The 24686-nt window shown below is 74.1% G+C and carries 11 protein-coding genes; 7 read left to right on the forward strand and 4 right to left on the reverse strand.

Going from position 1 to position 24686, the window contains the following annotated elements:
* The 3 genes from ACZ51D_RS40600 to ACZ51D_RS40610 form a co-directional block, all read left to right on the forward strand.
* Positions 1-382: acyl carrier protein (locus tag ACZ51D_RS40600; RefSeq protein ID WP_360510224.1), on the forward strand; the 382-nt coding region annotated here is incomplete at its 5' end.
* A 47-nt stretch (positions 383-429) separates the two neighbouring features.
* Positions 430-12129: a type I polyketide synthase gene (locus ACZ51D_RS40605; RefSeq protein ID WP_465665310.1), complete on the forward strand. Its 11700-nt coding sequence runs from the start codon at positions 430-432 to the stop codon at positions 12127-12129.
* A 178-nt stretch (positions 12130-12307) separates the two neighbouring features.
* Positions 12308-13072: a thioesterase II family protein gene (locus ACZ51D_RS40610; RefSeq protein WP_465626366.1), complete on the forward strand. Its 765-nt coding sequence runs from the start codon at positions 12308-12310 to the stop codon at positions 13070-13072.
* Between the two features lie 124 nt (positions 13073-13196).
* Here the strand turns inward: ACZ51D_RS40610 and ACZ51D_RS40615 are convergent, their stop codons facing one another.
* The 4 genes from ACZ51D_RS40615 to ACZ51D_RS40630 form a co-directional block, all read right to left on the reverse strand.
* Entirely contained in the window at positions 13197-16097 is a 2901-nt protein-coding gene (locus tag ACZ51D_RS40615; RefSeq protein ID WP_465626368.1) for a helix-turn-helix transcriptional regulator, read from the reverse strand.
* A 935-nt stretch (positions 16098-17032) separates the two neighbouring features.
* Positions 17033-17428 carry a helix-turn-helix domain-containing protein gene (locus ACZ51D_RS40620; RefSeq protein WP_360509072.1) on the reverse strand — a complete coding sequence of 132 codons (396 nt, stop codon included), beginning with the start codon at positions 17426-17428 and terminating at the stop codon, positions 17033-17035.
* A gap of 208 nt (positions 17429-17636) precedes the next feature.
* The gene (locus ACZ51D_RS40625) at positions 17637-19319 is read right to left on the reverse strand and encodes a flavin monoamine oxidase family protein (RefSeq protein WP_465626371.1); all 1683 of its coding nucleotides are present in this window, start codon (positions 19317-19319) and stop codon (positions 17637-17639) included.
* 30 nt (positions 19320-19349) lie between these two features.
* Positions 19350-20153 (reverse strand): carbon-nitrogen hydrolase family protein, encoded by an 804-nt coding sequence (locus ACZ51D_RS40630; RefSeq protein WP_465626373.1) that lies wholly within the window; start codon positions 20151-20153, stop codon positions 19350-19352.
* A gap of 254 nt (positions 20154-20407) precedes the next feature.
* Between ACZ51D_RS40630 and ACZ51D_RS40635 the strand changes: the two genes are divergently transcribed.
* The 4 genes from ACZ51D_RS40635 to ACZ51D_RS40650 all read left to right on the forward strand — a co-directional run bounded on the left by ACZ51D_RS40635 (position 20408) and on the right by ACZ51D_RS40650 (position 24666).
* Complete coding sequence (locus tag ACZ51D_RS40635; RefSeq protein ID WP_465626375.1) at positions 20408-21343, forward strand: ACP S-malonyltransferase; 936 nt, start codon at positions 20408-20410, stop codon at positions 21341-21343.
* 53 nt (positions 21344-21396) lie between these two features.
* Positions 21397-22260: a metallophosphoesterase family protein gene (locus ACZ51D_RS40640; protein WP_465626377.1), complete on the forward strand. Its 864-nt coding sequence runs from the start codon at positions 21397-21399 to the stop codon at positions 22258-22260.
* On the forward strand, positions 22257-22928 hold the full coding sequence (locus ACZ51D_RS40645; RefSeq protein ID WP_465626379.1) for a 4'-phosphopantetheinyl transferase family protein: 672 nt from the start codon (positions 22257-22259) through the stop codon (positions 22926-22928). Before ACZ51D_RS40640 ends, ACZ51D_RS40645 begins: the two co-directional genes overlap by 4 nt.
* 307 nt (positions 22929-23235) lie before the next feature.
* Entirely contained in the window at positions 23236-24666 is a 1431-nt protein-coding gene (locus tag ACZ51D_RS40650; protein ID WP_465626381.1) for a class I adenylate-forming enzyme family protein, read from the forward strand.
* Positions 24667-24686 lie beyond the last annotated feature (20 nt).

The raw sequence follows: 24686 nt of genomic DNA on the forward strand, positions 1-24686 counted from the left end.
CGGGTTCGACTCGCTGACCGCCGTCGAGCTGCGGAACCGCCTCAACGGCGTCACGGGCCTGCGGCTGCCCGCCACCCTCGTCTTCGACTACCCGACTCCGGCGGCCCTGGTGGCGCTGCTGCGGGCGGAGGCCGTGCCCGACCCGGCGGCGGCCGTCCTGCCGCTGCTGGCCGAGCTGGACCGGCTGGAGGCCGCGCTGGTGGGGACACCGGCTGACGACGAGGGCCACCTGAGGGTCGCCCACCGGCTCCAGTCACTGCTCACCCGGTGGAACGACCAGCAGGCCGCCCCGGCCGAGAACGCCGCCGTCACCGAGGAGCTCGCGGAGGCCACCGATGACGACCTCTTCGACTTCATCGGCAAGGAATTCGGCATCTCCTGACCCCGCCACCGCCCGACCCACCGCACCATCCTGAAAGGTGACCCGACATGCCGGCAGACCAGGCGGCCGAGGACAAGCTCCGGTACTTCCTCAAGCGCGTCACGGCGGACCTCCACGAGACACGCCGACGGCTGAAGGAGATGGAGGACGGCGAGCACGAGCCGATCGCCATCGTCGGCATGGCCTGCCGCTTCCCGGGCGGGATCGAGTCGCCGGAGGACCTGTGGCGCCTGGTCGCCGACGGGCGGGACGCCGTGTCCCCCTTCCCGGAGGACCGCGGCTGGGACGTGGAGAACCTGTACCACCCCGACCCCGACCACCCGGGCACCTCCTATGCCCGGGAAGGCGGATTCCTGCACCGGGCGGGGGAGTTCGACCCGGCGTTCTTCGGCATCAGCCCGCGTGAGGCGATGTCGATGGACCCGCAGCAGCGGCTGCTGCTGGAGACCTCCTGGGAGGCGTTCGAGCGGGCCGGCATCGATCCGGTGAGCCTGCGCGGCAGCCGGACCGGTGTGTTCGTCGGCGTGATGTACAACGACTACGGCATGCTGCTCCAGCAGTCGGTGGAGGGAGCCGAGGGCCAGATCGGGACGGGCACCTCGGGCAGCATCGCGTCCGGCCGGGTCTCGTACACGCTGGGGCTGGAGGGACCCGCCGTCACGATCGACACGGCTTGCTCCTCGTCCTTGGTGGCGCTGCACCTGGCCTGCCAGTCGTTGCGCACCGGCGAGTCGACGCTGGCGCTGGCCGGCGGTGTGACCGTGATGCTGACTCCGGGCACCTTCGTGGAGTTCAGCCGCCAGCGGGGCCTGGCCGCCGACGGGCGCTGCAAGGCGTTCTCGGACGACGCTGACGGCACCGGCTGGGGCGAGGGCGTCGGCATGATCCTGGTCGAGCGGCTGTCGGACGCGCTCGCCAACGGCCACCGGGTGCTCGGCGTGGTCCGCGGGTCGGCGGTCAACCAGGACGGCGCCTCGAACGGCCTGACCGCGCCGAACGGCCCGTCGCAGCAGCGGGTGATCAGGCAGGCGCTCGGCAACGCCGGGCTCACCGGCGACCAGGTCGATGCGGTCGAGGCGCACGGCACGGGCACCTCGCTCGGCGACCCGATCGAGGCACAGGCCCTGCTCGCCACCTACGGCCAGGGCCGCCCGGGCGGGCGCCCGCTGAAGCTGGGCTCGGTGAAGTCGAACCTGGGCCACACCCAGGCGGCGGCCGGTGCGGCCGGTGTGATCAAGATGGTCATGGCGATGCGGCACGGAGTGCTGCCGAAGAGCCTGCACGTGGGCGAGCCGTCCTCGCACGTCGACTGGACCGCAGGGGCCGTCGAGCTCCTCAGCGAGGCGCAGGAGTGGCCTGAGACCGGCGAACCGCGCCGGTCGGCGGTCTCCTCGTTCGGCTTCAGCGGCACCAATGCCCACATCATCCTGGAGCAGGCGCCGGCGGTGGAGGCGCTTCCCGATGCGGTGGATGGGCCCGCGGTGGACGTGCCTGCGGTGGATGTGCCCGCGGTGGATGTGCCCGCGGTGCCTGGGCCGGTGCCGGTGGTGCTGTCGGGCCGTACCGAGCAGGCTCTGCGGGAGCAGGCCGGTCGGTTGGCGCGGCGGCTGGCGGCCGATCCGGGTCTCGCGCTGACCGATGTGGCGTTCACGCTGGCGACGGCCCGTTCGGCGTTCGAGCAGCGGGCGGCGCTGGTCGGTGATGACCGGGCGCGGTTGCTGGCCGGTCTGGAGGCGCTGGCCGCGGGCGGCTCGGCAGGGGTTCGTGGGGTTGCGGGGACGGGTGGTCGCACGGCGTTCCTGTTCGCGGGGCAGGGCAGTCAGCGGGTCGGGATGGGTGGGGAGCTGTATGCCTCCTACCCGGTGTTCGCGGCTGCGTTCGATGCGGTGTGTGCGGAGTTGGATCCGCTGTTGGGGCGTTCGCTGCGTGAGGCGGTCGCGGATGCGGAGCTGATCAACGAGACGGGGTTCACGCAGCCGGCGTTGTTCGCGTTGGAGGTGGCGCTGTTCCGGTTGGTCGAGTCGTGGGGTGTGCGGCCGGACTTCCTGGCGGGGCATTCGATGGGTGAGTTGGCTGCGGCGCATGTGGCGGGTGTGTTCTCGCTGGCGGATGCGTGCCGGCTGGTGGTGGCGCGTGGCCGGTTGATGCAGGCGCTGCCGCGTGGTGGCGCGATGGTGGCCGTCCAGGCGGCGGAGGCCGACGTGCTGCCGCTGCTGACGGCCGAGGTGGGCATCGCTGCCGTCAACGGGCCGGCGTCCGTGGTGATCTCTGGCACCGAACAGGCCGTTCTGGATGTCGCGGAGAAGCTGGCGGCCGACGGCTGCCGGACCAGGCGGCTCACCGTCAGTCATGCGTTCCATTCGCCGCTGATGGACGGCATGCTGGCGGAGTTCCGCGCCGTGGCCGCTGAGGTGGTTTTCGCGGAGCCGCGGGTCCCGATCGTGTCGACGCTGAGCGGCTCGCTCGTGTCGGCCGAGTTGACCGACCCCGAGTACTGGGTGCGGCACGTTCGCGAGGCCGTCCGCTTCGCCGACGCGGTGCACGTGCTGGAGGGCGAAGGCGTCCGGACGTTCCTGGAGCTGGGCCCGGACGGCACGCTCAGCGCCATGGCGCAGCACTGCCTCGCCGAGGACAGCGACGCCGTCCTCACCCCCGCCCTGCGCCGCGACCGCCCCGAGCCGGAGAGCATCACCACCGCGCTCGGCCAACTCCACGTGCTCGGTGCGAAGGTCGACTGGCAGGCGGTGTTCGCCGGCACCGGTGCCCGCCGGGTGGACCTGCCCACCTACGCCTTCCAGCACGAGTACTTCTGGCCGCGGCCGCTGCGCGGGTTCGTGGGGGACGTGGTGTCCGCCGGCCTCGGGGCGGCCGACCACCCGCTTCTCGGTGCCTCGTTGGCGCTCGCCGACGCGGACGGCCATGTGTTCACCGGGCGGCTGTCGTTGGACGCCCACCCGTGGCTGGCGGACCACGCCGTGGCCGGCAGCGTGCTGCTGCCCGGCACGGCGTTCGTCGAGCTGGCGGTCCGGGCCGGTGACCAGGTCGGGTGCGGTCTGCTGGAGGAACTGACCCTGGAGGCGCCGCTGGTGCTTCCGCCGCGCGGTGCCGTGCAGGTGCAGCTCTCCGTCGGCGTCCCGGACGACTCCGGCCGCCGGTCGGTGGCGGTCTTCTCCCGGCCGGAGGATGCACCGCTGGACGAGCCGTGGTCGCGCCACGCTGCCGGTGTGCTTGCGACCGGCGGGAGTACGTCTGCCCCATTCGACCTGGCCGAGTGGCCGCCGGCCGGTGCCGAGCCGCTCGCGGTGGACGAGGTGTACGAGGCCTTCGCCACGGCCGGGTTCGCGTACGGGCCGGTGTTCCAGGGCCTGCGGGCGGCGTGGCGGCGGGACGGCGAGATCTTCGCCGAGGTGGCGCTGCCGGAGGACGCGCGGGCCGAGGCGACATCGTTCGGCCTGCATCCTGCACTGCTCGACGCTGCGCTGCACGCGGTCGGCGCGGGCCGGGTGCTGGAGGACACCGGCCAGGGGCGGCTGCCGTTCTCCTGGTCGGGCGTGTCGCTGTTCGCCGCCGGCGCGACCGAGCTGCGCGTACGGATCGGCGCGGTCGGCGCCGATGGCGTGTCGCTGGCCGTGGCGGACGGCACGGGCCGGCCGGTGGCCGAGGTCGGCACCCTGATCCTGCGGCCCTTCGCCCCTGAGCAGTTGGCGGGGGGCCGGCAGGATTGGCTGTTCCGCCCCGAGTGGCTGCCGGTGGTCCTGCCGTCCTCCGCGTCGGCCGGGTCGATCGGGGTGCTGGGTGAGGACGGGCTGGGCCTGCCCGGTGCGGTCCGCTTCGCCGGTCTGGCTGCGGTGGCAACGGCCGAGGCCGTCCCCGACATCCTGGTGCTCCCGGTCCCCACTGTGCTCGGCCCCGATCCGGTGGCCGCCGCGCATGCGGCTGTCCGGCACACCCTGGCGCTGCTGCAGGAGTGGCTGGCAGCGGACGTGTGGGCGAACTCCCGCCTGGTGATGGTCACCTGGGGCGCGAGTTCCGGCAAGGACCTGGCGGCCGCCGCGGTGCACGGCCTGCTGCGCTCGGCGCAGTCGGAGAACCCGGGCCGGATCACCCTGATCGACCTGGACGAGGACCCGGCCTCGCTGCAGGCCCTGCCGAATGCGCTCGACGCCGAGGAGCCCGACCTCGCCCTGCGCGCCGGCGAGGCCTTCGCCCGGCGGCTGATGCGGGCCGCCGGGACGGACTCCCCGGCCGTGGGTCTGCGGGCGTTGGACCCTGCGGGGACGGTGTTGCTGACGGGTGCGACGGGTTCGCTCGGTCGGCAGGTGGCCCGTCATCTGGTGGTGGAGTACGGGGCTCGTCGTCTGTTGTTGGTGTCGCGTCGTGGCGAAGCGGCCCCGGGTGCGGTGGAGTTGGCGGCGGAGCTGGCCGGTCTGGGTGCGGAGGTGTCGTTCGCGGCGTGTGATGTGGCGGATCGTGCCGCGCTGGCCGTGGTGCTGGCGGGTGTGGAGTTGACCGCGGTCGTCCACACGGCGGGTGTGTTGGATGACGGGATCGTGCCGTCCCTGACGCCTGAGCGGTTGGATGCCGTGTTGCGTCCGAAGGTGGATGCGGCGTGGAACCTGCACGAGCTGACGAAGGACCGTCCGCTCGCCGCGTTCGTGCTGTTCTCCTCCGCGGCCGGGGTGTTCGGTGCGGCGGGTCAGGCGAACTACGCCGCCGCGAACGCTTTCCTGGATGCCCTTGCCGAGCACCGCCACTCCGCGGGTCTCCCGGGGCAGTCCCTGGCGTGGGGGCTGTGGGCGGAGGACGGCGGCGGTATGGCCGGAGAGCTGGGCGACGCGGACGTGCGGCGGATGGCTCGCGGCGGCGTGCAGGCGCTGTCCACGGCCGAGGGCCTCGCCCTGCTCGACGCCGCCGGTGACCGCGACGACGCCGTCCTGGTGCCGATCCGCCTCGACCTCGCCGGACTCCGCACCCAGGCCGAGGCGGGCATGCTGCCGCCGGTCCTGCGCGGGCTGGTCCGGGCGCCGCTGCGCCGGGCCACCGCCGCGGGGTCCCGGGTCGGCGCGGGGTCGGCGCTGGCCGTTCGGCTGGCGGCGCTCGGTGCCGCGGAGCGGGAGACCCTGCTGTTCGACCTGGTGCGCGGCGAGGTGGCGGAGGTGCTCGGCTACGGCGGTGCGGCCGCCGTGGATCCGGACCGGGCCTTCAAGGACCTCGGGTTCGACTCGCTGACCGCCGTCGAGCTGCGGAACCGCCTCAACGGCGTCACGGGCCTGCGGCTGCCCGCCACCCTCGTCTTCGACTACCCGAACCCGGCCGCGCTCGCCGAGCAGCTCCGCACCGAGCTGCTCGGTGCGCTGCCGGAGGCCGCCGCCGACGTGAGCACGGCCCTGGACGACGAGCCGATCGCGATCGTCGGCATGGCCTGCCGCTACCCCGGCGGGGTCGAATCGCCCGAGGACCTGTGGCGACTGGTCGCCGACGGGCGGGACGCGCTCTCGGCCTTCCCCGAGGACCGAGGCTGGGACGTCGAGACCCTCTACCACCCGGACCCGGACCACCAAGGCACCTCGTACGTCCGCGAGGGCGGATTCCTGCACCGGGCGGGCGAGTTCGACCCGGGGTTCTTCGGGATCTCGCCGCGTGAGGCGATGTCGATGGACCCGCAGCAGCGGCTGCTGCTGGAAACGTCCTGGGAGGCCTTCGAGCGGGCCGGCATCGACCCGCGAACGGTTCGCGGCAGCCGCACGGGTGTCTTCGTCGGCGTGATGTACAACGACTACGCCATGGTGCTCCAGCAGTCGGTGGAGGGAGCCGAGGGCCAGATCAGCACCGGCACCTCGGGCAGTATCGCCTCCGGCCGCGTCTCCTACACCTTCGGCCTGGAGGGGCCGGCGGTCACGATCGACACGGCGTGTTCCTCCTCGCTCGTCGCGCTGCACCTGGCCTGTCAGTCGTTGCGCACCGGCGAGTCGTCGCTCGCGCTGGCGGGCGGTGTGACGGTGATGCTGACGCCGAGCACGTTCGTGGAGTTCAGCCGCCAGCGCGGCCTGGCCGCCGACGGCCGCTGCAAGGCGTTCTCGGACGACGCGGACGGCACCGGCTGGGGCGAGGGCGTCGGCATGATCCTGGTCGAGCGGCTCTCCGACGCCCGGCGAAACGGCCACCCGGTGCTCGGCATCGTCCGCGGCAGTGCCGTCAACCAGGACGGCGCGTCGAACGGCCTGACGGCGCCCAACGGCCCGTCCCAGCAGAGGGTCATCAGGCAGGCGCTCGCGAGCGGTGGGCTGACGGCCGGCGAGGTCGACGCCGTTGAGGCGCACGGCACCGGCACCACCCTCGGCGACCCGATCGAGGCACAGGCGTTGCTCGCCACCTACGGTCAGGGGCGCGCGGAGGGCCGTCCGCTCTGGCTCGGCTCGGTGAAGTCCAACATGGGCCACACCCAGGCGGCGGCGGGGGCGGCCGGCGTGATCAAGATGGTGCTGGCGATGCAGCACGGGGTGCTGCCGAAGAGCCTCCACGTGGGCGAGCCGTCCTCGCACGTCGACTGGTCGGCCGGCGCCGTCGAACTCCTCGCCGAAGCCCGTCCCTGGCCGGAGAACGGGCGGGCACGCCGCTCGGCGGTCTCCTCCTTCGGCTTCAGCGGCACCAATGCCCACATCATCCTGGAGCAGGCCCCGGAACCAGAGGCCGTGGAAGCGGCGGACCAGGACGGCGCACCGCTGGTCGCGCTCACCTCCGGTCTGCCGTGGGTGCTCTCGGCCCGCACGGCCGGCGCGCTGCGCGGCCAGGCCCAGCGGCTGCTCGACCTGCTGGACGGCGAACCGGACACCGCGCCGGAGGCGGTCGGTGTCGCCCTGGCGTCGACCCGAGCTGCCTTCGAACACCGTGCCGTGCTCGTCGGCGCCGACCGTTCCGAGCTCCGGGCGGCCCTGGAGACCCTGGCGGCCGACGGCGTGTCGGCCGGTCAGATCAGGGGCGTGAGCGGTTCGGCGGGCCGGGTGGCGTTCGTCTTTCCTGGTCAGGGTTCGCAGTGGGCCGCGATGGCGGTGGAGCTGTTGGAGTCGTCGTCGGTGTTCGCTGGGCGGATGGCGGAGTGTGGGGCGGCGTTGGCGCCGTTCGTGGACGGCTGGTCGCTGCTGGAGGTGGTTCGGGGCGTCGAGGGTGATGCGTGGATGGATCGGGTGGACGTTGTCCAGCCGGTGTTGTGGGCGGTGATGGTGTCGCTCGCGGAGGTGTGGCGTGCGTCCGGTGTGGAGCCGGGTGTGGTGGTGGGTCATTCGCAGGGTGAGATCGCTGCCGCGGTGGTGGCGGGTGCGTTGTCGTTGGAGGACGGTGCCCGGGTGGTGGCGTTGCGCAGCCGGGCGATCGCGGGTGGTCTGGCGGGTCTGGGTGGCATGGTCTCGGTGGCGTTGCCGGTGGAGGAGGTGCGTGAGCGTCTCGGTGACGGGGATCGGGTGTCGGTCGCGGCGGTGAACGGTCCGTCGGCGGTGGTGGTGTCCGGTGAGCCGGCCGCTCTGGAGGAGTTGTTGGCCGCGTGTGAGGTGGACGGCGTTCGTGCCCGTCGTGTCCCGGTGGATTACGCCTCGCATTCCGCGCAGGTGGAGTCGATCCGTGCCGAGCTGTTGGAGGTCCTTGCGGAGGTCCGTCCGCGGGCGGGCTCGGTGCCGGTGTTCTCGACGGTGACCGGTGAGCTGGTCGACGGTTCCGCCATGGATGCCGAGTACTGGTACACCAACCTCCGTACCACCGTCCGGTTCGCCGAGGCGACCGAGGCCCTGTTGCGTGGGCAGGGTGTCGGTACGTTCATCGAGGTCAGCGCGCATCCGGTGCTGGCGATGGCGGTGCAGGACACTGCCGAGGCGGCCGGGCACGACGCGGTGACCGTGGGCACGCTGCGCCGCGGCGAGGGCGGCTCGCGCCGGGTGCTGGCCTCGCTGGCCGAGGCGTGGGTGCGCGGCGTGGCCGTCGACTGGCGGGCCGCCGCCTTCGCCGGCACCACCGCCGTCCCGCCGCTCGCACTCCCCACCTACGCCTTCGAGCGGGAGAACTACTGGCCGCGCCCGTTGACCGGCTGGCTGGGCGACGTCACCTCGGCCGGTCTCGGGTCCGCCGACCACCCACTGCTCGGCGCGTCCCTCGCGCTGGCCGACGGCGACGGCGAGGGGTACCTGTTCACCGGCCGGCTCGGCCTGGACTCGCACCCGTGGCTGGCCGACCACGCCGTCGGTGAGCTGGTGCTGCTGCCGGGCACCGCGTTCGTGGAGCTGGCCGTCCGGGCCGGCAACCAGGTGGGCTGCGACCGGCTGGACGAACTGACTCTGGAGGCACCGCTGTTCCTGCCCGCGCAGGGCGGGGTGCAGGTCCAGCTCTGGGTCGGCGCACCGGACGACGGCGGCCGGCGCACCGTCAGCCTCTACTCCCGGGCGGAGGCGGCCGAGGCGGAGGAGCCGTGGATCCGGCACGCCGCCGGCCAGCTGTCCGCAGCTCCTTCGACCGACGCCGGCCCCGACCTGTCCGAGTGGCCGCCGGCCGCTGCCGAGGCCGTCCCGGTCGACACCGTCTACCAGGGCTTCGCGGCGGCCGGGTTCGACTACGGCCCGCTGTTCCGGAGCCTGCGCGCGGCCTGGCGCCGCGACGGCGACCTGTTCGCCGAGGTGGAGCTGCCGGAGGAGAGCCACGACCAGGCAGCCCGCTACGGACTGCACCCGGCGCTGCTGGACGGCGCGCTGCACGCCATCGGCCTCGGCGGTGTGCTGGCCGGTGCCGGACAGGCCCGGCTGCCGTTCGCCTGGGGCGGGGTGCGCCTGCACGCGGCGGGGGCTGCCTCGCTGCGGGTGCGGATCACCGCACAGGGCGCCGACGCGGTCTCGCTGGCAGTGGCGGACGGCACCGGCGCGCCGGTCGCCACGGTCGAGCAGCTGGTGCTGCGGCCGGTCGCGGTGGACCGGCTGTCGGCGGGTCGGACGGCCTTCCACGAGTCGCTGTTCCGGGTCGACTGGTCGCCGGTGCCGCTGGGCCCGCCCGCCGCGAGCGCGCCGGGCGAGGGCTGGGCGGTCCTGGCCGCGGAGCCGGACCTCGGCGGCCCGGGTGCCGGTGCTGCGGCGGATGCGGCTCGGCTGCTCGGCCTCGGCGGGGCGACCCCGTACGGCGGGCTGGACGCGCTGTCCGCCGCCGTCGCGGACGGTGCGGCCGCCCCGGGTACCGTCGTCCTCCCGCTGCTCGGCGGACCGTCGGAGCACGGGACGGACCCGGTGTCCGCGACCCGTGCCCGGCTGCACGCCCTGATCGGACTCCTCCAGCAGTGGCTCGACCTGGAGCCGTTCGCGGACTCCCGCTTGGTCGTGGTGACCCGCGGGGCGACGGCCCCCGCCGATCCGGAGGCCACCGCCGACAGCCCGGCGACCCCCGGCGACCTGGCGGCGGCGGCCGCGTGGGGATTGCTGCGGACGGCCCAGGCGGAGCACCCGGACCGGATCGTCCTGGTCGATCTGGACGCCGACCCGGCCTCGCTGCACGTCCTGCCGCGTGCCGCCGACTGCGGCGAGCCCCAGGTGGCCCTGCGCGCCGGGGACGCGCTCGCCCCGCGCCTGGCGCGGGTGCCCGACGCCACCGACTCCACCGACACGGCCGACGCCACGGGGCCCGCGCTCGACCCGGACGGCACGGTGCTGGTCACCGGCGCGCTCGGCCTGCTCGGTGCGCTGGTCAGCCGCCACCTGGTGACGGCGTACGGCGCGCGGCGCCTCCTGCTGGTCTCGCGCCGGGGTGCGGACGCCGAAGGGGCCGACGCGCTGTCCGCCGAGCTGACCGCGCTCGGCGCCGAGGTGACGCTCGCCGCCTGCGACGTCGCCGACCGCGCCGCCCTGGCCGCGCTGCTCGACGGCCTGGCGCACCCGCTGACCGCCGTCGTGCACGCCGCCGGTGTGCTGGACGACGGCCTGCTCGCCTCGCTCACCCCCGAACGGCTCGACGCCGTGCTGCGCCCGAAGGTCGACGCGGCGTGGAACCTGCACGAGCTGACGGCCGGCCACCCGCTGGCCGCGTTCGTCCTCTTCTCGTCCGCCGCCGGCGTGTTCGGCATGGCGGGCCAGGGCAACTACGCGGCCGCCAACGCCTTCCTGGACGCGCTCGCCGAGCGGCGCCGCGCCGCCGGCCTGCCCGCGACCGCGCTCGCCTGGGGCCTGTGGGCCGAGGAGAGCACCATGACCGGCGAGCTCGGCGAGGAGGGCGTCCGGCGGTTGGCCCGCGGCGGCGTCATGGGGCTCTCCTCCGCCGAGGGCCTGGCCCTCTTCGACACCGCACTGGCGCTCGCCGGCGCCACCCGGGCCCCCGCCGACGCCGATGACCCCGCCGCCGGCCCCGGTGGCGCGCTGCTGGTACCGGCCAGGATCGACCTGGCCGGGGTGCGGGCCGGCGCCGCCGCGACCGGCCGGGTGCCCGCGCTGCTGCGCGGCCTGGTCCGCATCCCGCTGCGGCGCTCCGCGGCGGCCGGCGGTTCCTCGCCGCAGCTGCTGGCCGAGCGGCTGGCCGGGCGGTCCGCCGAGGAGCAGGACGGCATCCTGCTGGAGCTCGTCCGGATGCACGCGGCGGCCGTGCTCGGTCACCCGCGGCCGGACGCCGTGGACGCCGAACGGGCCTTCCTGGAGCTGGGCTTCGACTCGCTGACCTCCGTGGAGCTGCGCAACCGCCTCGCCGCGGCCACCGGCCTGCGGCTGCCGGCGACGCTGCTCTTCGACCACCCGGCGCCGCGGCTGGTGGCCGCCAGGCTGCGTACCCTGCTCGGGGCGTCCCGGACGTCCGGTGCTGCGACGGACGGGCCGGGTACGGAGCCGGCGGCCGGCAACGGGGAGAGCGGGCGGCCGTTGGGCAGCATCGGCGCCCTGCTGCGGTCGGCGGCGGCGACGGGCCGCAGCGGCGAGTTCATGGAGCTGCTGTTCGCGGCCTCGCGCTTCCGTCCGGCCTTCGACGCGGCCGAGGCCGCGTCGGCGTCGGCGCCCGCGATGGAGCCGGTCCGGCTCGCCGAGGGGCCGGAGCAGCCGCTGCTGGTCTGCCTGCCCTCGCTGCTGGCGATCTCCGGGCCGCACCAGTACGCCCGGCTGGCCGCGGCCTTCCGCGGGCGGCGGGCGGTGAACGCGCTGCCGCTGCCCGGCTTCCTCCACGGCGAGCGGCTGCCCGCAGACGCGGCGGCGATCCTCGAACTGGCGGCGCAGAGCGTGCTGCGGGTCGCCGACGGCGCGAAGTTCGTGCTGCTCGGCCACTCGACCGGCGGCCTGCTCGCCCAGGCGACCGCTGTCCGGCTGGAGGAGCTCGGCGCCGGACCGTCCGCCGTCGTGCTGGTCGACACCTACTCCTTCACGGCGCCCGCCGCGCCCGGCGCCCCGACAGCGGGCGGCGGGGCGGCCTCCGTCGCCGAGCTGCTGCCCGTGCTGACCGGCGCGATGCTGGCGCGCGAGGGTGCGTACGTGCCGATGGACGACGCCAGGCTCACCGCGATGGGCGGCTACCTGCGGCTGTTCACCGGTTGGCGCCCGGCGGGGATCGCCGCTCCGACGCTGCTGGTGCGGGCGCCCGAGTCGCTCTCCGCGCCCGGCGCCGGCGCCGAGGCGCTCACCAGCGGGGCCCGGGCCTCCTGGCCGCACGAGCACACCGTGCTCGACGGTCTCGGCGACCACTTCACCGTCATGGAGGAGCACGCCGCCGCGACCGCCGGGCTGATCGAGAACTGGCTGCGCGAGGTCTGCTGAGCCAGGTGCCGGCGCCTCCCGCCGCGGCGGCGCCGGCACCGCCACGGGCACCGGCCCCGAGTGCCGGTGCCGTCCGCGCCGTCCCGGCCCGACCCCCGGCGGGCCGGGACGGCCCCCCCGCACAACCGCGACCCACCGACCCACCCACCCGTCCTTCGACCGAAGAGAGAGATCCCGCATGACCGCGCCCGACCCCGCCGAGTACGACCTCTGGATCCGCCGCTTCCACCAGGCCCCGGACGCCCCGGTGCGGCTGCTGTGCCTGCCGCACGCCGGCGGCTCGGCGAGCTTCTACTTCCCGGTGTCCGCCGCACTGTCGCCGGGCATCGAGGTGCTCGCCGTGCAGTACCCCGGCCGGCAGGACCGCCGCTCCGAGCCCGGCATCGGGACGGTCGCCGAGCTCGCCGACCGCATCCACCGGGTGCTCGCCCCGGTCGAGGACGACCGCCCGCTTGCCCTGTTCGGGCACAGCATGGGTGCGGTCCTCGGCTTCGAACTGGCCCGGCGGCTGGAGGCGGACGGGCGCGCCCCGGCCGTGCTCTTCGCCTCCGGGCGCCGCGGGCCGGCCACCCACCGGGACGAGCGGGTCCACCTGCGCGACGACGACGGCCTGGTCGCGGAGCTGAAGACGCTCAGCGGCACCAACACGGCACTGCTCGGCGACGAGGAGATCCTGCGGATGATCCTCCCGGCGATCCGCAACGACTACCGGGCGATCGAGACCTACCGCCGCCCGGAGGGCGGGCCGCTGAGCAGCCCGATCGTGGCGCTGATCGGCGACGACGACACGAAGTCCAGCGTGGAGGAGGCCAAGGCGTGGGCCGAGGAGACCACCGGCGACTTCCGGCTGCGGGTGTTCCCCGGCGGCCACTTCTACCTCGCCGCGCACCAGCGGGAGGTGCTGGCCGAGATCACCGACGGGCTCGCCGCGCACTCCGCCTGACCGGGCGGCAGTACGCCGTCGGCCCCGCTGGGCGAGCGGGGCCGACGGCGCATGAGGAGAGGTGATGTGGTCGTTCTGCCGCGCCGGTGCGGAGCGCGGAGCGGGCTGCGGGAGCGATCGGGGATCAGGCGTAGCCGGCGGTGCCCCCGCCGGCCGCCAGGCACAGTTCGCCCGGCAGGTCGCTGCGCCGGGTGACCTTGAGCTTGCGGTACACCCGGGTCAGGTGCTGCTCCACGGTGCTGACGGTGATGAACAGCTCACGCGCGATCTCGCGGTTGGTGTGCCCGAGCGCGGCCAGCGAGGCGACCCGGCGCTCGGCGTCGCTGAGGCCGCCCGCAGAGGCGCCCCCTGCGGTCTGCGGAACCTCCTCGCGGACGTCGGAGAACAGGTTCGACAGGCCGCGCTGGATGGGCTCGGCCCGGTGCTCCTTGGCCAGCTGCCAGGCGCGGGTCATCATGATCCGCGAACGCTTGTGGTCGCCGAGCTTCTGGTGGGTGTAGCCGAGGTCGGCGAGCGCCAGCGCCAGCTCGATCGGCGAGTCGCTGCGCTGGAGCTCGTCGACGGCCTGCCGCAGCAGTGAGGGGCGGTGCTTGAGCTCGGCGACGGCGGCGCTCAGGCGCACCGTCATGCCGCGGGAGCGGGACGGCCCTGGTTGCAGGCGCCGGGTCTGCTCGTCGATCAGCACCCTGGCCTTCTGGGAGTCGCCGGCCTGCAGGTGCACCCGGGCCGCGGCGCCGCGCCACGGCACCACGCTCGGCAGGTCGAGGTCCCAGTCCTGCATCATCTCGCCGCAGATCGTGAAGTCGTCCAGGGCGGCCTGGGAGTTGTTGGTGGCCAGCCGGAACTCGCCTCGCGCATAGAGGTAGTGCAGGCCGTAGCGGGTCTTGTAGATGGCCTGCGGCACCGGGCGGTTGAGCAGTTCCGCGGCGTCCTCGTACTTGCCCATCGCGGTCTGCGCGCAGAGCAGGGTGGCCAGCGGGAGGGCGATGTTGACGCCCCAGCCCTGCCAGGGCATCGCCTCCAGGGCGGCCATCGCGTCGCGTTCGGCGTCGGCCAGCCGGCCCTGGCGGGCGGCGATCTGGCTGCGCAGCGCCAGCAGCGGCGGGCGCCAGCCCTCGGCGGCGTTGCCGATCCGCTCCAGCAGCTGGTCGCAGCAGAGCGCCGCCCGGTCCAGCTGGTCGCCGTAGATCAGCGCGAGCAGGGCGAACTCGGCCTGCTCCCACGAGCGGTAGGTCAGGCGCAGGCTGCGCAGGACCTGTTCGGCGGCGAGGAAGGTGTGCTCGCGGGCCCGCCCGCTGAGCACCTCGTCCAGGACGGCGGCGGCCTGCAGCTGCGGGTCGGCCCGGACGGCGGCGGGGGTGTGCCCCTCGTCGACCCGGCAGGGACCGAGCGGCGGCAGGTCGGCGATGGCGCCGGGGTAGGAGCTGGAGAGCATGAGCTTGACGGTCTGCAGTTCGGCGGCGGTGCGGCTCTCGACCGTCCACTGCTGGCCGATGATGTGTTCGAGGATGGCCGAGGCCTCGGTGAGCCGGCCGTGCCGCAGCAGGTACTTGAGCACCACGACGGACTGGCGTTCGCCGAGGTCGCCGGAGCGCAGGGCGGAGGTGAGCTGCGGCAGGTGGCGGACGGCGTTGCCGGCCTGGAGCTGCCACTCGACGCCGGCCAGCAGGGTCAGCACCTCGCCGCGCCGGCGGCGGTCGGTGCAGCTGCGGTGGGCGTGCTCGACGCAGCGCCGGGCCAGTGCGGCGTCGCCGTCCACCAGCGCCTCGCGGGCGACGTCGCAGAGCACCTTGGTGCTCCAGGCCTCGCCGGGTTCGGTGGAGGCCAGCAGCTGCTCGGCGATGGCCCGCTCGGGGGCGCCCCGGGTGTAGAGCAGGTGGGCGGCGCGGAAGTGCAGGCGGCTGAGCTCGCCGGCGTCGGTGTCGTGCAGGACGGCGGTGCGCACCGCCGGGTGGCGGAAGCGGCCGTGCTCCAGCATGCCGGCCGAGTCGAGACCTCTGATCACGCGTTCGACCGAGGCGGGGGAGCGGTCCACCAGGTGGCCGAGCACCTGGACGCAGCTCTCGTCGCCGAGGACGGCGATGCCGCGGGCGACCGCCAGCGCCGAGGCCTCGCTGCGGTGCAGGCAGCTGACGACGGCTTGGGAGAAGGCGTAGCCGGCCCCCAGAGTGGCGGACCGGGCTTCGGAGGGCAGCCGGGTACAGGTCCGTAGGTCGTCCAGCAGGGCGTGGACGAGCAGCGGGTTGCCGCCGGTCAGGGCATCGACCCGGGCGCAGAGCTCGGGGGCCGCGAGCTCCTCGTCGCGCTGCCCGACGGTGCGCCGGCCGTCCTCGAGCCGTGCGCCGGTCAGGGCGCTGACGCCGTCGTGGCTGAGCGGGCCGAGCATCACGCGGCGGCAGTTCGGCTGGCGCAGCAGTTCGGCGTGGAAGGCGGGCTGCGGGTGCTGGGAGGCGGTGCGCTCGGCCAGGACCACGGCGATCCGGGCCGAACCGAGCCGTCGGATCAGGAAGAGCAGCCACTGCAGGGAGTGCTCGTCGGCGTGGTGCACGTCGTCGACGCAGATCAGGATCGGCGACACGGTGGAGAGTTCGAACAGGACGGCGCAGAGTTCCTGGACCAGATCGCCGCAGAGCCGGGCCGGTCGGCCCGCGTCGGAGTCCGGGCCGGTCCGTGCGTGGAGGGCGGGCGGCGCATCGGTCCCGGCGGCCGCGGCGGAGGTGACGGCGAGCCGCAGCAGGCGCTGGACGTGCTCGTGGCGCGCCGGGTTGAGCGGGGCGTGGCGCAGCAGCTGGCCGGCGATGCTGAGCGGCGTGTGGTCCTCGGCCTGCGCCCCGACGGCACGCAGGGTGACGAAGCCTGCCGTGTGGGCCTGCTCGCACAGTGCGCTGAGCAGGACGCTCTTGCCGGTGGCGACCGGTCCTGCCACCAGGCCGACCGCTCCCACCCCGTTCAGTGCGTCGGTGGTGATTCGGCTCAGCTGGAGCAATTCCTCGCCACGTTCGATCAATTCGGTTCGGGGCGTCATGTGCTGGGCTCCTCGCTTCGGTTCCCGACAGCCGACCGTGGCGAATGCCCGGGTACGGGGGCGCGTTCGCGCACGGCGGCACGGAATGTTCAAAGGCGTTCCCGGCAGGCCTCCGGGCCTCGGCTCGCGGGGGCCGGTCGACGGGGCGTCGGTTCGCCGGGATCGGGGCGTCGGCACCGCTGCCCACCGGGCGAGTCCTCGCTGGCGGCGCCGCTCGCCTCACTGACTGGCAGGCGAGAAAACGAAGTTGACGGTGCGTCTGGATCTGTTTCGAGGCGATCCGTTCGGCTGCCTGTTCCCAACGTGTTGAATGCCATATCCCATAGCGTTGAACACTGTTCCCCCGGTGAACTGGCGGCGACAATTCCGGTCCGGCCCGAATGAAGAATGATCCGGGATTCAACCAGAATCGCGATCGCACGGATTGCATGCCCGTCCGCTCCGCCACTGTGGCCGTCTGCCGAGGCCGTGAAAAGGAGTTGCGGGACAACTGGTCAGAACATAACACTGCCGAACCCCGCCGGACGATACCTGCCATCAGGAACTGATCAAGATTGGTAGCCGCTAGGAGCCCTAGGGGTAGGGGTAGGGGCCCCCGTTCGGCGGGGTCGAAGCCGCAAATCCGGGCTAATCGCCCATCTCGCCGGGCTGCCGCCCGCCCGTGCGGCGGCCCGGAGCCGTCAACTTCCGAACAGGGGTACCCGCCGGCGCCGTCCGGGGTCGCTCATTTCCGTAACTGTCCCGTAATTACTCGGACATACAAGCGAACGGCCGGTTTCCCGCAGCGGAGTGCTGCTGAGGGAAACCGGCCGTCCGTGGGTGGGCGATTCGGTGGTCGTGAGGTGGAGCGGTTGTGTGCGGCGGGTCCGGCCGCGGTCGGCGCGGGATGCGACCCGCCGGGCCGGGGCCGATGTCCGGGGCCTGAGGGCAGTGACCTACGGCTGCCGGCAGTCGGAGCGGTCGCCGTCCTGCGGAGGGACGCCGCCGGTGTCGTTCGCGGTCCCGTCCCGGACGACCAGCCGGCAGCGGCGGCTGCGCAGCGTGCCGGTGAACGCCAGGTGCGGGCCGAGGTGGCCGACGATGCGGTCGGCGGCGGATTTCGAGATGCCGAAGAGAGTGGCCACCTCACGCATGGTCAGATCGGTTCGCCGGTACGTCATCACCAGCAGGACCCGGTCCTCCAGTCCGAGAGCCCAGCGCCGGCCGGCCCGCGGCCCGTCGTCTCCGGCGAGGGGGCGGAGTGACTCCAGCAGTTCGGCGAACTCGTCGGCGGCCAGACCGGTGAGCAGTTTCACCCAGGTCGTCTCCGCCGCGCTGATCAGCTGTGCCATCGCCCGTCCTGCCCGGTCCGGTGTTGCGCCGCCGCCGGCCTCCGTCCGGCTCCGGGGCGGCGGGCCGGACCGGCACGGCTCCCGACACCCGAGGTCCGGTCGCCTCGTGCCCGGCCGTCCCGGGCCCAGCCCCCACCTAGCGTCCACCGCTGCCGTCCCCCATCGCTACCCAGCCCGACACCCGCATGCCTGCCCACGAGGCGTGCGCTCACTCCTCCGGCAGGAGGAGCGGCGCGATCTCGTCGAAGACGTCCCCGGGGCCGGGATTGGCCGGGTCGGTGGCGCCGCCGAGGTGGTGCACCACGCCCCATACCGCGTTGAGTGCGGTGGTGACCGCGCCCTCGGCGAATCCCGCCGTCCAGGAGACGTCGTCCCCGGCCAGGAAGAACCCGCGCTGACCGGCCGGGAAGCCGTCCTGCACGAACTGGGTGAACAGCCTCCGCTGATAGCGGTACTGTCCGGGCAGGTTCGCCTTGAAGGCGCCCATGAACAGCGGCTCGGTCTCCCAAGTCACCGTAACGGGCGGTCCGATGATATGCCTGCGGAGATTCACCGTGGGATAGATTTCCGCCATCCGCGCGAGCAGGACCTCCAGCCGCTCCTCGTCGCTGAGCGTGGCGAACTTCAGCGAGTCGTCGTTCCACGTGTACGACAGGCAGATGACGCCCGGCCGATCAGGGCCGCCCTGGTCGAACAGGTAGACCCCGCGCGGCGCACGGTCGGTGAGCGTCATGCTCATCATGTCCGCGCCGGTGGCGGGGTCGCGATCCAGCCAGAACGGCCGGTCCGTCAGGACGAACAGCTTCGAGGCGCCCATGTAGTGGGTCCGCTCCACCGCCGTCCAGTGCTGCTGGGAGAGCAGGGCCGGGTCGCACGCGACCCGGTTCAGCAGTGTCCACACGTGCGGTGTGAAGACCACCGCCGCGTAGCGCTCCGACACCCCGTCGGCGTCCGTCACCTCCACGCCGTCGCCGGCCCGGCGCAGCGCCCGCACCCCGGGACGCGGCCGCCCGCCGTGCAGGGTGGCCAGCGAAGTACCGGCCGGCCAGTGCCCGCCCGGGCCGGCCGGGCGCGTCCACAGCCCGTCCACGAACCCGCCGGTCCCGCCGACCAGCCGCACCTGGTCCTGGTCGGCGCCGGTGAACACCACCCGCAGCACCTCCAGGATCGAGTTGGGGAAGTCGGTGTCCCAGCCGCCGGTGCCGAATCCCACCTGTCCGAAGATCTCCCGGTGCCGGAACGAGCGGAAGTACGGCGAGGCCGCCAGGAAGCCGTAGAAGGACTGGTCGTCCAGGGTGCGCACCATCCGGTTCCACACCGCCTTCAGCAGCGGGGCGTCGCGCCGACGGACGGAGGCCTCCACCACCGCCAGCTCGGCCTGCTCCAGCAGCGTCTTCTCCCAGGCGTCCGACACCTCCCGGTACACCGGCGGCAGGTCCTCCGCCGTCCGCGCCACCCGGTGCTCGCCGTTCAGGTGCACCAGGGTGCTCGGGGTGTGCGCCGACAGCGGGTTGGGGAACGGACTGGTCTCCAGACCGAGCGCGTCCACGTAGTGGAAGAGCGCCCGCGCCGACTGCGGGAAGCGCATCGCGCCCATCTCGGCCGAGACTGCCGGATCCGCCGGGAAGGGCACCGCCCGCATCCGGCCGCCCAGCTCCCCGGCCTCGTACACCACCGGGCGCAGGCCCAGCCGCAGCAGCTCGTAGCCGGCCACCAGGCCCGCAACGCCGCCGCCCACCACCGCGACCGGCGTGCCGCGCCGCTCGGCCGGCACCCGGCCGAGCCCGGCCGGATGAGCCAGCCAGTCGTCGTAGGCGAACGGGAAGTCGGGGCCGAACATCGTCAGCGGGGCGGTCAGTTCACGCGAGAACGCGCCGGTACCGGGAGACATGGGACACCTTTCGGGGCCCAGCCCACAGGGTCAGCCCAGTCGGGCGGGCAGACCCTCGTAGAGCTCGGGACGCCGGTCGTGGAGATAGGGAGTGTCGGCGCGCGCCTTCGCCACCACGGCCGGGTCGACGTCCGCCAGCAGCAGACCCTCGACGGGTTCCTCCAGGGTCACCCGCGTGCCGTCCGGCGCGGCCACCGTGGTCAGCCCGCAGAAGTCCAGGCCGCCGTGCGCGCCGATCCAGTTGCTGTACGCCACGTACAGCTGGCTCTCGAAGGCCCGGGCCGGCACCAGGGTCCTGGCGACGACGTCCCAGGGCCGCATCAGCGCCGTCGGCACCAGCAGCAGCTGGGTGCCGGCCATCGCGTGCGCCCGCACCGGTTCGGGGAACTCCACGTCGTAGCAGACCAGCAGCCCCACGGTCAGCCCGCCGAGGCGGGCCTGCACCACGCCGCGGTCGCCCGGGGCGAAGCGGGAGGCGTCCACGTCGCCGAACAGGTGCGCCTTGCGGTAGGCCGCGAGGGTGCCGCCGTCCGGGCCCACCAACCGGGCCGCGTTGTAGACGCCGGTGCCGTCGTCCTCCGGCCAGCCGTGCACCACGGCGATGCCGAACTCCCGGGCGACCGCGGAGACGGCCGCGCAGTGCGGGCCGTCCACCGGCCCGGAGGCCTCGGCCAGGTTGCCGGGCCGCAGCGGATAGCCGCCGAGGGTCATCTCCGGCGCGACCAGCAGCTCGGCGCCCGCCTCGGCGGCCCGGCGGGCCGCCTCCCGCAGCCGCGCCACCAGGTGCGGGACGTCGGGGGAGCCGCACGCGGCCTGCCAGCAAGCAATCCTCATCGCGTGCGTCCTCAGGTAGCGGGTGCCGTCGTCCCCGGGCGTCGTTCGCCGCCACCGACGCTAGGCGGACGCCGCCCGCCCCGACAACCCCTGGTCAGCGAGGGTCCGCCGCGGCCGCCGGCCTAGGGGCCGCAGGGGTGCCGACAGGGGTGGCGGCCGCCCCGGCCGGCGCGGTTGTGTTCCACCGGGACCCCTGCCCCCGGCACCGCCGGCCGGCCCCGTCCCGTCCCGAACCGCCGACAGAACGGGCTGACATGACGACCGGTGAGCCGGGGAGCAACGCACTCGTCTTCCCCGCCATGGGCCCCTCGCGCTTCGCCGACTTCGGCCGCTTCATGGTGGTCAACGCCGGCGCGCGGAAGTACTTCGCGGCCGCCGACGAGGTGCTCGGCCACAGCGTCTTCGACGCGCTGCGCGACAGCGACGACGACTACTCCGAGACCGCGCAGGTGGCCTCCTTCGTCGCCTCGCTGGCCCTGGTCGAGTGGGGTCTGGCCACCGGCCGGCAGGAGCCGGCCGACTACTGCGCCGGCGTCAGCTTCGGCAAGTCGGCGGCCGCCGCGCACGCCGGCGTGCTGCCCTTCGAGGAGGCCGTAAGCCTGGTCGCCGAGACCGCCCGCTGCGAGGCCGCGTACTTCACCGAGCACCACCGCGACATCGTCACCCACTCCTTCGTCAAGATCGGCCCGGAGCTGCTCGACGAGCTGCTCGCCGAACTCGCCGACGCCGGGGAGTGGTACGAGGTCTCCTCCCGGCTCGACCACGATCTCTGCATGGTCTCGCTCTCCGAACGGGCCCTGGACGGCTTCAAGCGCCGTATCGGCGACAGCGGGGGCTACTCCCTGTACACGATGCGCCCGCCCGCGCACGCGAGCATCTTCGGCCCGCTGCGCGACCGCGTCGAGCAGGACGTCCTCGCCCGCTACCGGCTGCGCGACCCGCGCGTGCCGATCGTCTCCGACCAGGACGGCTCGCTGGTGGAGAGCGCCTCGCAGGCCTCGGCCTGGCTGCTCGGCGGATTCGTCCGCCCGATGAACTGGCCCGGCGTGGTGGCCACCCTGGCCGGCCTCGGCGTCGACCGGATCACCATCGTCGGACGCGACCGGCTGCTGCGCCGGCTGCGCTGCACCGTCGACAACTTCAGCACCAGCACGCTCGCCCCCGAAACGGCACTCACACCAGCCGCCTGACCGGCCGTCGGCGCACACGCGCGGCCGAGCGGCCCCGAGGAAGGCACCACCCCTTGACGAACCACCCCGGTGCGGCGGACGGCACGCTCTTCGCGACCAGTGACCTGCACATCGGCTACCAGGAGAACCGCGCGATCGTCGAGGGCCTGCGCCCGCACGGCCCGCGCGACTGGCTGATCGTCGCCGGTGACATCGGCGAGATCGCGGCCGACGTGGAGTGGGCCCTCGGCGTCCTCGCCGAGCGCTTCGCCACCGTCGTCTGGGCACCCGGCAACCACGAACTGTGGACGCACCCCTCCGACCCGGTCGCGCTGCGCGGCGTCGCCCGCTACGAGCACCTGGTGCGCATCTGCCGCGGCCTCGGCGTGCACACCCCGGAGGACCCCTACCCGCTCTGGCACGGGGAGGGCGGCCCGGTGCGGATCGCGCCGCTGTTCGTCGGCTACGACTACACCTTCCTGCCGCCGGGCACCCGGACCAAGGCGCAGGCCCTGGCCCGGGCCCACGAGAGCGGCGTGGTCTGCTCCGACGAGTACCTGCTGCACCCCGACCCCTACCCGAGCCGCGAGGCCTGGTGCCGGGCCCGGGTGGCGGCCACCGAACGCCGGCTCGCGGCGGAGGACCCGGCGGTGCCGACCGTCCTGGTCAACCACTACCCGCTGGTGCGCACCCCGACCGACGTCCTGTACTACCCCGAGTTCGCCCAGTGGTGCGGCACCACCGCCACAGCCGACTGGCACACCCGGTTCCGCACGGCGGCCGTCGTCTACGGGCACCTGCACATCCCGCGCAGCACCCGCTACGACGGCGTCCGCTTCGAGGAGGTGTCGGTCGGCTACCCGCGCGAGTGGCGCCGACGCGGACCGGGCGCGCCGGCCGGGCTGACCCGGATCCTGCCCGAGCGGGGTGCCCGGTGATCGAACGGATCCTGCCCGACGGGGTCGCGGTGGCGGAGTCCACCGGGGTGCTGCCGACCGCGGCCGCCGAGGCGCCGGAGCTCTTCCCCGAGGAGCAGGAGCACATCGCGGCGTCGGTGCCGCTGCGGCAGGCGGAGTTCCGGGCGGTCCGGGCCTGCGCCCGACGCGCCCTGGCCGCCCTCGGCCGCCCGGCCGTCCCGCTGGTGCCCGGTCCGCGCGGGGAACCCCGCTGGCCGGACGGCCTGGTCGGCAGCATGACGCACTGTGCCGGCTACCGCGCGGCCGCCCTGGCCCCGGCCGACCGCCTGCTCAGCCTCGGCATCGACGCCGAGTCCGACCTGCCGCTGCCCGAGGGCGTCCTGGAGGCGATCGGCCGCCCGGAGGAGCTGCCGCAGCTCGCCGCCCTGCGCCGCGCGCGGCCCGAGCTCCACCCGGACCGGCTGCTGTTCAGCGCGAAGGAGAGCGTCTACAAGGCGTGGTTCCCGCTGACCGGGCTGATGCTCGACTTCACCGAGGCGACCCTGGTGCTCTCTCCGGACGGCATCTTCACGGCACGGCTGCTCGTCCCCGGCCCGGTGGTGGCCGGGCGCCGGCTGCCCGGCTTCCGGGGGCGTTGGCTGGCCGCGTCCGGCCTGGTCCTGACGGCGATCGCCGTGCCGCGGCCCTGAACGTCCAGCACGGTTGCGGTGAAGGGGAGTTGACGGACCGGGGCGACCCCGCAGGGGTGGGGGCGGATAGGGGTACTGCAGCCGCCGACCCGTCGGTAACGTCCCGGACGTGGCGGAGCTCCGGCGATCCCGGCCGGGCCCCGACCGCCGGTCGTGCGGCGCGCCCGGCGCCACGGGCGCCCGACCCAAGGCCGCGTCAGCCGACTGCCGCGGACCTCCCCCTCGGCCCCGGATCCGACGCCCGCGCGCCGCAGTGGCGGGCGCGCCCCCTCGGTGGCCGCCGAGTACGAGAAGGAAGAGTGAGCCGATGGCGGCAAAGATCTTTGCGGAGGACTCGGCGGCGACGCTCGCCGAGTTCGAGCAGGACACCCTGAGGGTCGCGCAGGTGCTGCGCGAGCGCGGCGTCGGACTCGGCAGCCGGGTGCTGCTGAAGGCCGGGAACTCCGTGAGCTACGTCTCCGTGCTCTTCGCCCTGATGCACCTGGGCGCCTCGGTCGTCCTGGTGGACCAGCAGGAGAAACGAGAGGCGACCGGCTCGATCATCCGCCGCGCGGGCACCAAGCTGGTGCTGGTGGACGACGACGCGCCGGTCCCGCCGGAGGCCGATCCGGTCCACCTCTACGAGCTGATCTCCGTCGCCCCCGAGGTCAGGGTGACGGATCAGCACCTGGACTTCGGCGCCTGGTGCGACCTCGACGACGCACTGATCATGTGGTCCTCCGGCTCGACCGGCGCACCCAAGGGCATCGTCAAGAACGGCGGCCGGTTCCTGAAGAACCTGGAGCGCAACGCCCACCACATGGGCCACACCGCGGAGGACGTGCTCCTGCCGCTGCTGCCGTTCTCGCACCAGTACGGCCTGTCGATGGTGCTGATCGCGTGGATCGTGCAGGGCTCGCTGGTCATCGCCCCCTACAAGCGCCTGGACCGGGCGCTGCGGATGGCCGGCCCCTCCGGGGCCACCGTGCTGGACGCCACCCCGGCGACCTACCGCAGCATCCTGGGCATCCTGCGCCAGAGGCCCGTCCTGGAGCGCTCGCTCGGCGCCGTCCGGATGTTCTGCAGCGGCGCCGCCCCGCTCGACCAGTCGCTCACCGACCTGTACGTCGAGCGTCTCGGCCTGCCGCTGCTCGACAGCTACGGCAGCACCGAGGCCGGCAACGTCGCGTTCGCCACCGCCGACAACGCGGTCTCCTGCGGCCGGGTCATGGACGGCCTGCGGATCCGGGTCGTCGACGACGAGGACCGCGAGGTGCCGGCCGGAGTCGTCGGCGAACTGCTCGTCGAGACACCGGACGTGATGATCGGCTACCTGACGGACGAGGGCGGCATCGACCCGGTCGCCCAGGACGTCTTCCGCACCGGCGACCTCGGCTACCTGGACGCCGACGGCAACCTCTTCGTCCTCGGACGGAAGTTCGCCGTGCACCGCAACGGCCACACGCTCTACCCGGAGATCGTCGAGCGCAAGGCCGCCGCCGGGGGCTGCGCCACCCGCATCGTCGCGCTACCGGACGAGCGGCGCGGCAGCAGCCTGGTGTTCTTCGTCGAGGACGAGCAGCTGCGCGACGCCGCCCACTGGCGGGCGGTGCTGGGCGAGCTGCTGCCCGTCTACGAGCAGCCGAACCGGGTGGTCGTCGTGGAGGGCTTCCCGCTCAACCGCAACGGCAAGCCGGACAAGCGCCGGATGTCCGAGCTCGCCCTCGCCGGCGCGGGCCCGGCGGCGCCGGACGCCTGAGCCGGGTCGGCTCGGCGGGG

It is taken from the genome of Kitasatospora sp. NPDC033851 (genome assembly GCF_055576085.1).